10 protein-coding genes are annotated in these 11677 nt (G+C 66.8%); 5 read left to right on the top strand and 5 right to left on the bottom strand.

The annotated features are described in order from the left end of the window. Positions 1 to 209: 209 nt before the first annotated feature. The gene (locus Q0J54_RS07280) at positions 210 to 1109 is read right to left on the bottom strand and encodes a DMT family transporter (RefSeq protein WP_296304802.1); all 900 of its coding nucleotides are present in this window, start codon (positions 1107 to 1109) and stop codon (positions 210 to 212) included. 109 nt (positions 1110 to 1218) lie between these two features. On the opposite strand from Q0J54_RS07280, the gene Q0J54_RS07285 reads away from it, so the two are divergent. Then, positions 1219 to 4035: a response regulator gene (locus Q0J54_RS07285; RefSeq protein WP_296304803.1), complete on the top strand. Its 2817-nt coding sequence runs from the start codon at positions 1219 to 1221 to the stop codon at positions 4033 to 4035. Between the two features lie 72 nt (positions 4036 to 4107). Here the strand turns inward: Q0J54_RS07285 and Q0J54_RS07290 are convergent, their stop codons facing one another. From Q0J54_RS07290 to Q0J54_RS07300, 3 genes are all read right to left on the bottom strand, one after another. Then, positions 4108 to 4665 carry a hypothetical protein gene (locus Q0J54_RS07290; RefSeq protein ID WP_296304804.1) on the bottom strand — a complete coding sequence of 186 codons (558 nt, stop codon included), beginning with the start codon at positions 4663 to 4665 and terminating at the stop codon, positions 4108 to 4110. A 97-nt stretch (positions 4666 to 4762) separates the two neighbouring features. Next, positions 4763 to 5239, bottom strand: coding sequence for a DinB family protein (locus Q0J54_RS07295; RefSeq protein WP_296304805.1), 477 nt, complete (start codon positions 5237 to 5239; stop codon positions 4763 to 4765). 8 nt (positions 5240 to 5247) lie between these two features. Continuing rightward, on the bottom strand, positions 5248 to 5757 hold the full coding sequence (locus tag Q0J54_RS07300) for a peptidylprolyl isomerase (RefSeq protein ID WP_296304806.1): 510 nt from the start codon (positions 5755 to 5757) through the stop codon (positions 5248 to 5250). A gap of 201 nt (positions 5758 to 5958) precedes the next feature. Between Q0J54_RS07300 and mutY the strand changes: the two genes are divergently transcribed. The 3 genes from mutY (at position 5959) to Q0J54_RS07315 (ending at position 9648) form a co-directional block, all read left to right on the top strand. Then, the gene (gene mutY / locus Q0J54_RS07305; RefSeq protein ID WP_296304835.1) at positions 5959 to 7068 is read left to right on the top strand and encodes an A/G-specific adenine glycosylase; all 1110 of its coding nucleotides are present in this window, start codon (positions 5959 to 5961) and stop codon (positions 7066 to 7068) included. Positions 7069 to 7210: 142 nt separating this feature from the next. Then, positions 7211 to 7948 (top strand): response regulator transcription factor, encoded by a 738-nt coding sequence (locus Q0J54_RS07310; RefSeq protein WP_296304807.1) that lies wholly within the window; start codon positions 7211 to 7213, stop codon positions 7946 to 7948. After that, entirely contained in the window at positions 7945 to 9648 is a 1704-nt protein-coding gene (locus tag Q0J54_RS07315; RefSeq protein ID WP_296304808.1) for an ATP-binding protein, read from the top strand. Before Q0J54_RS07310 ends, Q0J54_RS07315 begins: the two co-directional genes overlap by 4 nt. A 416-nt stretch (positions 9649 to 10064) precedes the next feature. Here the strand turns inward: Q0J54_RS07315 and Q0J54_RS07320 are convergent, their stop codons facing one another. Beyond that, a complete protein-coding gene (locus tag Q0J54_RS07320) occupies positions 10065 to 10709 on the bottom strand; it encodes a LysE family transporter (protein ID WP_296304809.1) in 645 nt (214 codons plus the stop codon). Positions 10710 to 10945: 236 nt separating this feature from the next. Between Q0J54_RS07320 and Q0J54_RS07325 the strand changes: the two genes are divergently transcribed. Further along, positions 10946 to 11656, top strand: a complete 711-nt coding sequence (locus tag Q0J54_RS07325; RefSeq protein WP_296304810.1) for an SDR family oxidoreductase — start codon at positions 10946 to 10948, stop codon at positions 11654 to 11656. The last annotated feature ends 21 nt before the right edge of the window (positions 11657 to 11677 follow it).

Raw genomic sequence — 11677 nt, forward strand, 5'->3', positions numbered from 1 at the left:
GCCCGTAAGGCTCCTGCGTCGCCTAACGGGCACGGCCGTCGGCCGCCCGTTGGATCGCGCTTTGCTGTCGATGCCCGTAAGGCTCCTGCGTCGCCTAACGGGCACGGCCGTCGGCCGCCCGTTGGATCGCGCTTTGCTGTCGATGCCCGCAAGGCTCCTGCGTCGCCTGGCTGTGGACGGCTGTCATGTCGCGGGCAGGCCGCCGGACGTCAGTTCCTGCGCCATTGACTGAGCAGCACGCCGGCGATGACCAGCGCCGAGGCCACATACTGGGCGGGCAGGAAGACTTCCCGCAGCAGCCAGACGCCGAGCAGCAGGGTCAGCACCGGGATCAGGTTGGTGTAGGCGGCGGCCTGCGCGGCCGAAAGCCGGTGCACGCCGACATTGTACAGGCCGTAGCCGCCCAGCGAGACCACGCAGCCCAGATAGGGCACGGCGACCCAGGCGGCCCACGACGGCAGCTCTATGCCCAGCTGCACCGGCGTGACGTCCAGCGGCACGAGCAGGCGCAGCAGACCGAAGAAGACGAGCCCCACCAGCGACTGCACCGCCGTGATCTGCAAGGGGGAATAGCGGGCGGAGAGATGGCGGGCCGTCACCGTATAGACGGAGCCGCAAAAGATGGCCAGCCCTTCAAGGATGTTGCCCAGCAGAGGATTGGGCGCGCTTTCCTGCGGCGCGGCGGCCAGCGTCAGCCAGACCACCCCGCCCACGGCCAGTGCGAAGCCGCACCAGCCCTGCGCGCCCACGCGTTCACGCAGGCTGAACCAGGCCAGCAGCCCCACAAAAAGCGGCATGAGGGCGATGACCATGCCCGCCTGCGAGGCCGTGGTGAAGCGCAGCGCATTGGTCTCCAGCAAAAAATAACAGCCCGGCTCGCACAAGCCCATGAACAGAAGCCAGCGCCACTGCCCGTGCCGGCGCAGCGCCTTCACAAGATGCGGCCAGAGAGGGAGCAGCACCAGCGTGGCCACGGCCATGCGCCCCAGCATGAGACTGTGCGGGTCAAGCGCCGTCAGGGCGATACGCATGGCCAGATAGGAGGTGCTCCAGAAGCACATGGCCAGCATCAGGGCCAGATGCGGCCAGATTCGTTGCAGAACGGGCATGGCGGACGGGTCGATGGAAGAGGTGGAGGAAATGGGCCTGCGCCTGGACGGATGATTTTTGTCGCAGCCTATGCTACATCGTCAGTGACTTCAAGTATGGTGTAGCCCCATGACCATCCGCTCCCTGACACGCAGCTGGAATATCCTCCTCCTGACGGTGACGACGCTTTTCTGCGCCTCGCTCTTCATCCTCGGCATGGACCTCTACGACCGGGGCAGCCGTCTGGATGAAGTGGGGCAGGCCTACGACATCGCCAGTCATATCGAATACCGTGTCCGCACCAGGAATGCCCTGGCGCGGGAATTCATCCGCACGGGCAACCGGAGCCTGCTGGGCATGCTGGAGGAGGCCCGCCTTCAGGATCAGGGCGTGCTGCCCAAACGCGAAAGCACCGGATGGGACCTGCCGGAATTGCCGGCCACGGTGGCAGCTCTCCCGCTCGATCCCATGCCCCGTACGCTGCTCATCAACACGGTCACGCTCTACAAGAATTTTTCCAGCCTGATCGGCGAAGCCGCCCTGCGGGCTGCCGGCGACATGCCGGCGCATGCGCGCCCGCATGTCATGCCCGAGAGTTCCCGGCAGGCCATGCGGGCTTTTTTGATGACGCACAACGCGCTCCGGCAGTTTGAGATGATCATCGACCAGTGCCGGGACTTCCGGCATCTGCTGCGCCGCAACATCACCCTGCACGCCGAGGAGCTGCGCCACAGCCTCAAGATCCTGGCCTGGGCCTGCACCGGGGCCCTGGCGCTCATCGGCATCATGATCCTTGTCTTCATGCGCCTGCGGGAACGTCGCTTCATCACCCCCCTGCGCAGGATACACAAGTATGTCCTGGCGTCCCGCCGGGGCGAGAAAGTCCCCCGGCCCCTGCCGGATCACAGGGATGAACTCTCCGACATCTTCCAGGCCCTCTGCGGCCTGCAGGACGACCTGGAGGCCCGCATCCGCGCGCTGGACACGGCGGAAAAGCAGTCCCGCGAAAACTGCCGCCAGGCGGAGCTCGCCCGCCACGAGGCCGAGGAAGCCACGCGGCTCTCCCGGCAGGCGCTGGCCGCCCGGGAAGATCTGCTGCGCCGCATGAGCCATGAGCTGCGCACGCCCATCAACGAATTGCTGGGCATGAGCTTCCTGCTGCTCAAAACGCCTCTCCAGCCCCGCCAGCTGGGCTATGTGCGGCAGATACAGCAATCCGGCGGACGGCTGACCTTTATGATCGACCGCATCCTCGAATTTTCCAGCCTGGCCGACGGGCAGCAGCACCCGGACGAACAGCCGGTACGGCTCATCGACCTGCTGGAGCGCACCATCCGCCCCTTTGCCGCCATCGCCCGCCAGCGCCACCTCGGCCTGGCCCTGGACGCGGCCCCGGATCTGCCCGTCCAGGTGCTGACCGATGCCCTTCGCCTGCGCAGGGTGCTGGAAAACCTGCTGGACAATGCCCTGCGTTTCAGCAGACGGGGGACCGTCGTCCTTGCCGCACGAGTCCCGCCCCGGGCGGATGCCGCCCCTGCCGATCGCGTCCAGGTGCTGTTCGAGGTTACGGACAACGGCCCCGGCTTCAGCGGCCCGGCCCAGAAGCATCTCTTCGAGCCGCTGGCTCCGGGCGACAGTTCCCTGACCCGCACGGAAAACGGCATTGGCATGGGCCTCGCGCTGGCCCATCAGATGGTTCACCTGCTGGGCGGGAGGCTTGAGCTGAAATCCCTGCCGCACGGCAGCAGCCTGCACTTCAGCCTTTCCCTCCCCGTCCTGGAACAGGCCGCGCCCCATCCCGCCTTCTGCCGCCTTCTGGCCTGTGAGAACCAGCCGCCGGAACCTTCCGACGCACAGGCGGACACGAACGAAAAAAAGCCATGCCCCCACATCCTTGTGGTGGACGACAACGAGATCAACCGCGAGATCCTTCAGGAGCTCATCACCCAGATGGGCTGCCGGGTCAGCCTGGCCGCCAATGGCGAGGAGGCCATACAACAGACGGAACGGCAGCAGCCGGACCTGATCATCACGGATATGCAGATGCCGGTGATGGACGGCATGGAGACCACCCGCCGCATCCGCGGCAACGGTCACTCCCCGCAGAACCTGCCCATCATCGCCCTGAGCGCCCACACGGATTCAGGATCGCACATCGCCGGACTGGCCGCCGGCATGAATGACTACCTGATCAAACCTGTCGATCCGGCCAGGCTGCGGGAAACGCTGGAAAAGTGGCTCCCCTGCGGTCTGCCTGCCGCGGCGGAGACGCCGTCCCCGCCCCATGAGGCGGAAGACGCGGCGGGGGACGCTCCCGCGGGCAGCGACGCCCCGCCCCTGCTCAGCCCGGCCGACGGCCTTGCCGCCGTGGCCGGCAACGAACGTCTGTACCGTTCCCTGCTGCGGCGCTTTGCCCATCACTATGCGGACTGCACGGTGCAGGTGCGCAGCCTTTTACAGGATGGCCGGCTGGAAGAGCTGTTCCAGCTTATCCATGCCATGCGGGGCGTGGGGACCAATCTGGGGCTCCTCCGCTTTGCCGTCCATGCCACGGACATGGAAAACACCCTGCTGCGGCAGGCCCCGGAACCGGAAAAGACATACCGCTTTCTCAGGACGCTGGACGAAAGCCGGCAGGCCATCCGCGCTTACTGCGGCGAGGAGGACAGGCGGGAACAGGGGAGCGCGCCTGTCCCGCCCGATGTCCGCTCGGCGGCGGCCGCCACCCTGACCGGTCTGCCCGACGTGATGGAACGGGACTGGGGCACGGCGGAGGCACTGGCCGCGCAACTGCTGGAACGGGCACGCGGGACCTGTATCGCGGAACGACTGGCCCGCCTGCTGCAGGCCGTCAACGAGTTCGATCTGGGCGGCGTACGCCGCTGTTGCGACGCCATACTGGCCGCTCTTGGGCAAGCCCCCCGGGAACTGCCGCCAGACCGCTGAATCCCGACAGACAAAAACGGGGCCGCCTGGAAGATCAGGCAGCCCCGTTTCGTTCGTGACGGATAAGGAAGCCTACTTGTTCTTGAGCGTCTCCTGCATGATGTCGATCATGCGGGCGTCTGGCTGCTTCTTGCAGGCGGCAAGAAAGGCATCCAGCGTCTTCTGGCTGTCCAGGACGGATTTTTCGGTCACGTTGTAGTGACGGTTATAGCCGTCGAGCCAGATGACGAAGCCGCTGCCGTCGTCAGGATTGTCGTTGTACTGGCGGCAGGTGGTCGTATCGGCCTTCCAGTGCTCATCCAGCGGGTCGGAAAGCTCCAGCTTCATCTCCTGCCAGACATCGGCCGCCACGGCCGTAGGGTCGCGCTGGCAGACGGCGTACGTCCGGGCCATGAGGCTCATAACCATACGCGGATCCGCCACGGTCTTGCCGATGTTGGAGCTCACAAAGCCGTCGATCTGCAGGCTTTGGAAGAGCGGAGGCGCTGTCTGGGTGGACGCAAGGGCCACATATTCGGCGCAGATATAGGTCGTCGGATCGATTTTTTCGTCCTCCGCCCGCGCGGCGGCGGGCAGGAACGGCCCGACCGCCGCCAGCGACAGGACGAAAGCGGCAAGATACGTCTTCATACAGTTCTCCGGGAGCGCCCTGATGAGGAAAGCTCCTCCGCGTCACGTCCGGGATCAGACGGCGCGGGCTCCCCTCCAGGGCTTGACCGTTCATTTTTTAAAACACGCCGGGCAGGCCATGATCCCGCAGGGCCGCGTCGCACGAGCCAAGATGGTACTGCGTGTGCGAGGCCAGCATGATCAGCACCCAGACGGCGCTGATCTCCATGCCCAGCGCCGCGCTCAGGCGGTCATCCTTCACGGACAGCGCGGCATCGTCCAGCGCCGCCAGCCAGGCGTCCACCCGTGCTTTCACCGCTGCCATATAGGCGCGCAGACCGGCCTTGTCCACCGTTTCCGCGCCCTGCACGGTGAGCATAAGCACCTCCTGCGGAGCGGGCGCGGGCAGCGGCGGCGCGTCGCCGCGGGTAAAGAAATCCAGCACCGTCACCGCATGGAGCGCCTGTTGCCATACCGGCCAGCCGCCGTGCGTCTCTTCCCAGATCTCGTCGGGGCAGACCTTCACATAGGCTTCCAGCAGGCTCCAGGCATGGGCAAAGGGAACGGTGGCCGCATCCGTCAACGCTCGCGACATGCGCCCCCCTATTCGAAGCGGCTCGCGCCGGTAATGAGCACCATGTCGGTGGGCACGGCCTCGTGCATGCCCACGGCCTTGGTCTTGACCTTGGCGATCTTGTCCACGGCGTCCATGCCGTCCACGACCTTGCCGAACACGCAATAGCCCCAGCCGTCCAGCGTCGGTTCGCTGTGATCCAGGAAATCGTTGTCCACCAGATTGATGAAGAACTGGGCCGTGGCGCTGTGAGGATCGCGGGTGCGGGCCATGGCGATGGTACCGCGCTCGTTCTTCAGACCGTTGTCGGCCTCGTTCTTGACCGGCTCACGCGTGGGCTTTTCGTCCATGCGGGCGCCCAGACCGCCCCCCTGGATCATGAAGCCGGGGATGACGCGGTGGAAAATGGTATTGTTGTAAAAGCCGTCATCCACATACTGGAGGAAGTTGGCGACGGTTTCGGGGGCCTTGTCGGGAAAAAGTTCGATGAGGATGTCGCCGGAAGTGGTCTCCAGCAGCACCGTGGGATTCTCGGACATGGGATCTCCTTGCGATGAATATGCCGCGGCCGCGGACGACCGGCGAGTGCGGGGAGTATATGCCAAGCGGCCCCTGATGACAATGCGCCCGCCGGGGTGTAGGCTGGCCGCATGAGCAAAAAGGATATTCTCTCGCCGCCGCCGGTGACCGGCGCCGTCCCCCCGCCCGGCCACCGCCCCCCGCAGGCGCACCTTCCCCAGATGCGGGAAGCCCTGCTGCGCTGGTTTGCCGACCACGGACGCGACCTGCCCTGGCGCGGGACCTACACGCCCTATGACGTCTGGATCTCGGAAATCATGCTGCAACAGACCCAGATGGAGCGCGGCGTCAGCTACTTTCGGCGCTGGATGAAACGCTTTCCCGATCTGGCGTCGCTGGCGGCGGCCTCGGAAGAAGAGGTGCTCCATGCCTGGGAGGGGCTGGGCTACTACTCCCGGGCCCGTAATCTGCTGGCCGCGGCCCGCCGCATCCGCGACGCGCACGGCGGCATCTTCCCCCGGGAACTGGCGGATATCGCCGCCCTGCCGGGCGTGGGGCCGTACACCACGGCAGCCATCGCCAGCATCGCCTTCGAGCAGCCCGTGGCCTGCGTGGACGCCAATGTGGAGCGCGTCATCGCCCGCGTCTTCGACGTGGACGCGCCGGTGAAGAACAAGGACGCCGCCGCCCGCATCGCCGCCCTGGCCCGGGAGTGGCTGCCGCCCGCACAGGCCAGGGCCCACAATCAGGCCATGATGGAGCTCGGCGCGCTGATCTGCGGCCGCAAGCCCCGCTGTGAGGCCTGCCCGCTGGCCGACTTCTGCCTGTCGCGCCATCTGGGCATCGTACACGAGCGCCCCGTGCCCGGCCGCAAAGCCGACACCGTGCTGCTGGACGTGGTGACGGGGGTGCTGCGGCACGAGGGGCGCGTCTTCGTGCAGAAGCGCTGCGATCGCGGGGCCTGGGGCGGCCTCTGGGAATTTCCCGGCGGCCGGGTGGAGCCCGGCGAGGAGCCCCGGCAGGCCGTGGTACGCGAACATCACGAGGAGACGGGCTTTGCCGTACAGGTCTCGGAGGAGTACGGCATCATCCGGCACGGCTATACCACCTACCGGGTGACCCTGCACTGTTTCGGCGTGGCCCTGACCGCTGCCGACGGCCCGAAGGATGCCGACGGTCTGCCCGTCCCGCCCGTGCTGACCGCCGCCAGCGCTTACCGCTGGGTCAGCCCGAGGGAACTGCAGGCCCTGGCCATGCCCGCCGCCCACCGCAAACTGGCGGACCGCCTCTTTGCCGCGGGGGCCGCCCCGCTCCAGGGACGTCTGTTCTGACGACGGCGCGGCGAACGGGTCAGCTTGCCGCCCGCCGCGTCTTGGGCTACCATGTGACAAAAGGGACAGCCATCCCGTCCCTTGCGCTGTCGCGGCAGGCCCTCGTCATGCCGCCCACCCCCAACGTCCTCTGGAGCACGGCATGGAAACGGCAAAACGCATCTATCTTCTGGACGATGACGTGGAGATCTGCGAGCTGCTGCAGGAATATCTTTCCGGCAACGGCTTCCAGGTACACACCGCCCACAGTGCCGAGGCGTTTTTTGCGCTCTGGAACGAGGGCCCGGCCGATCTTGTGGTGCTGGACATCATGCTGCCGGGCGACGACGGTTTCGCCGTCCTGCGCCGCCTGCGGGAAGGCTCCCGCGTGCCCGCCATCTTCCTGTCCGCGCTGGACGGCAGCACGGACCGCATCGTGGGGCTGGAACTGGGGGCGGACGATTATCTGGGCAAGCCCTTCGAACCGCGCGAGCTGCTGGCCCGCATCCGAACGGTGCTGCGCCGCAGCGGCGAAAACGAGGCCCCGTCCCCCCAGGGCGGCATCCTGCGCTTCGCCTCCTGGCGGCTGGACACCACGGCCCGGCATCTGCTGACGGCCGATGACGTCATCATGCCGCTGAGCGGCGCGGAATACCGCCTGCTGACCATCTTTCTGCAGCACCCCCGGCAGGTGCTCAGCCGGGACACTCTGCTGGAGCAGACGCAGGGCCGCAATGCCCAGCCCTATGATCGCAGCATCGATGTGCTCATCAGCCGCCTCCGCAATCGCCTCAAGGACGGCGGCCGTTACGGCACGCTCATCAAGACCGTGCGCGGCGAGGGCTATGTGCTGGCCACGGACGTCACCCGGGAAGACCCCGGTCCCCAGGAACGGGCATGAGCACGCCCCCCGGCGCAACGGAACATGCCGCGCCGCGGACCGGCATATTTGCCCGTATGGGCCTGCGCACCCGGCTCTGGCTGCTGCTGGGCCTGACCTTTCTGGTCCTGCACAGTCTGACGGCCCTGCTGGCCCATCGTCTGGACGACGAGCAGGCCGCGCGTATGGTGCTGGTCGACCATGCCTCCACCCTCACCCTCTGCCTGCTCATGCTCGACCCGCTGCACGAGGGCGGCGCGCCGCTGCCGGAGCTCATCCTCCGCCTGCGGCGGCTGGACGCCGTCAATGCCCGCATCCTCCGGGCCTCCAGCCCGCCCGCACAGTTCCATGATGCGGCCTCCCTCTTCCTGCGGCAGCGCATCAGCGACAGCCTCAAGGGCTTCGTCTCCCCTCTCCAGCCCGCCGACGATTCGGAAAGCCTGTCGCCGGAGCCGAGAGCGTCCGAGCTGCTGCCGTGGAGCCGGGACATGGTGTCCCGACGGCCCGACGACGCTCTCCCACCTCTGACGGACAATGCCGCGCCGCCGCACTTCCCGCCCAGCGAATCCTTCTGGGCGGATGAGGAAACCCAGCTGACGGACCTGAAAGAAGCGGCCCCCTATACCGCCGTGCCGCCGTGGGTCTTCGTGGCCCGGGTCACCCGGCAGGGGCCGACAGGGCTTGCGCGCCTGCTCATGCTGCCCGGCACGAACCAGGCGGACGTCTACATCAGCCGCCTCTTCGTCCGTCTGAACAACGAGACCTGGCTGGATATCCACCGCATGAGCCGCCTTTCCCCGTCCTGGCCCTTCATGCTGGCGCTGCTGGCGCTGGAAGCCCTGGGCATGCTGATCCTGACGGTTTTTGTCGTCCACCGGCTCATTGCGCCCCTGCGCCAGCTGGTGCAGGCCAGCGACACCCTGGGGCGGGACCGCCGCACGCCCCCCCTGGCCGAAAACGGCCCGCCGGAAGTGGCCGAAGCGGCCCGCGCCTTCAATCGCATGAGCCGCCGCATCCAGGCCGCCCTGGAGCAGCATCAACGCATGCTGGCGGCCGTGGCTCACGACCTGCGGACCCCGCTGACCCGGCTGCGCCTGCGCGTGGAACAGGTGACCAACAAGGGCCTGCGCCGCAAGCTGGAGGCTGACGTCAACACACTTTCCGCCATCATGCGCAGCAGCGAAGAGCTGGGCCAGGCGCAGATCCCTCAGGAAAGCCTGCGCCGTACGGATCTGGCGGCCTTTCTGGAAAGTCTGGTCACCGACCGGCTGGCCTCCCACCTCTCCGGCGAGGAGCAGCCTGCCGGCAGCCCGCCGTCCGTCGCCGGGGACGACCGCCTGCGCTTCGTGGCCGATGCGGACGGCGCGGGCTGCATCCTCCCCATCCGCGGACATGCGCTGCGCCGCTGTCTGGACAACCTCATCGACAATGCCCTGCGCTACGCGGCCCACATCGTGATCCGCCTGCACCGCTGCCCGACCAGCGGCGCCTGGCTCGTGGATGTGGAGGACGACGGCCCCGGCATCCCGCCTGAAAAGCGCGAGCAGGTCTTCGAGCCCTTCTTCCGGCTGGACCCGGCCCGTGGCCGGCATGACGGCGGCAGCGGGCTGGGCCTGTCCATCGCCCGCAGCATGGCGCGGCAGAACAACGCCGACCTGCACCTGCTGGAGCGCCCCGGCGGCGGCCTCATCGCCCGGCTGACCTTCGGGACAGGGAATTAGGGCCTGTTAACACTATTCACTGATTGTTTGGGGGAAGGGGAACCCCTCCGCCAGCGCGAGAGGGGTTCCCCTTCCCCCCAAGCCCCCCATCCCTTCCCCAGCGCGCTTTTACCAAGGAAAGTATACGGAGGACGAGGCGACCCCACCCCCAAAGACAAACGGAGTGTGTACAGCCCATTCTTTTTATCTATTGAAATTATTTGTAAAATTCATGTTGATACGCCTTGGAGCGTTAACATTATCCACTGTTTATTTGGGGGAAAGGGAGCGACCGAAAGGCGCCCCGCAGGGCCGTGCCCGTCAGGCGACGCAGGAGCCTTACGGGCATCGACAACAACGCGAGGGGTTCCCCTTCCCCCAAACAGGCGACGAATAGTGTTGGCAGGCCCCAAACGTGCCGAGGGGCATGGTTGCCGCTACAGGGCGGACAGCGCCAGCCGCAGTCCGAAACAGAGGAAGAAGACGCCGGTGCAGCGGTAGAGCCAGAGCTGTACGCGCGGACGCAGGAAAAGCGCGCGCACCGTCTGCAGCAAATTGGCCAGCGTGACGAACCAGAGCAGGACGAGCAGGCCGAGGATGCCGCCTAGCACCAGGAATTGCGGGGCCAGCGGCGCATCCGGCTGCATGAACTGCGGCAGGAAGGTCAAAAAGTAGACGATGGCCTTGGGGTTGAGCACATTGGTGAGGAAGCCCTGCCCGAAACTCCGGCGCAGGGAAATGCCGGACGTGGCGGCAGCGGGCCCTTCCCCGCAGCGCAAGACCGCCTGCGCCGCCGTGGAGGCGCCGCGCAGCGACTGGAAGCCCATCCAGCAGAGGAACGCGCCGCCGCCGTATTCCAGCAGGCTGAACAGCAGGCGGGAATGGGCGATGGCTGCGGATATGCCGAGCATGGCCAGCGCCGTGTGCAGACCGATGCCCAGGGCTACGCCGCAGGCGGCCAGCGTGCCCGCCGCCCGTCCCTGAGCGAACGCTACGCGCGTCACCAGCGCGAAGTCCGGCCCCGGCATGATGACCAGCAGGGCGGACATGGGCACATAGAGCAGCAAATTCTCCCAGAGCACAACGGCCTCCTCCTTGCGATCGCTTGCGGGTCGGGCCCGCACGACGTATTTTCCGTCTTATGGCAGAAGGCGGGGGCGATGCAAGCGCCTTTGCCCGCTGCGGCGGCACAGCGCCGCCTGGCCGAAACCAGGCGGAAAAACCGCGTTTTTCCGCGAAACTCCAGGCCGCGGGGTTTGAAACGCAACGCGTTTCAAACGGAAAATGCTCTGGAACGAGAATATCATGGAGGAGATCCATGCCCACAGCCATCATCACCGGCGGCGCTCGCGGCATCGGCCGCCGCCTTTGCGAGGGCTTTGCCGCGCAGGGCTACGACGTGCTTGCCTGCGACCGGGAGGAAAGCCGCTTTGCCCATCCCGCCATCCTGCCCGTGCGTATGGATCTGCGGGAAGAGGCATCCATACAGGCGGCCTTCGCCCTGGCCCGGCAGCGCTTCGGACCGCCGCACCTGCTGATCAACAACGGGGCCGTCAGCCATTTCTGCAAACCGCTGCCGGATCTCGTCGCCGAGGAGTGGGACGATGTGCTGGACACCAACCTGCGCGGCGCGTTCCTCTGCTGCCGGGCCTTTCAGGCGGCCAATGCGGGCGCGGGCTATGGCCGGATCATCAACATCGCCTCCACGCGCGGTCCGCAGAACGAGGCCCACTGGGAGGCCTACGGCGCATCCAAGGGCGGGCTCACGGCGCTGACGGCCTCGCTCTGCGTTTCCCTGAGCGGCAGCGGCATCACGGTCAACGCCATCAGTCCCGGCTGGATCGAGACCGGTGACTACGCCGCCCTGCGTCCAGAAGATCACGCCCAGCATCCCTCCGGGCGCGTCGGCCGGCCGGACGACATCCTGCGCGCCGCGCTCTTCCTGGCCGACCCGGCCAATGATTTCGTCAATGGCGCCAATCTCATCGTGGACGGTGGCATGACCCGCCGCATGATCTATCTGGAATGAGGGGGGGCGCCGTCCCCCTGC

This window comes from uncultured Desulfovibrio sp., assembly GCF_944324935.1.
Classification (GTDB): Bacteria; Desulfobacterota; Desulfovibrionia; order Desulfovibrionales; family Desulfovibrionaceae; genus Desulfovibrio.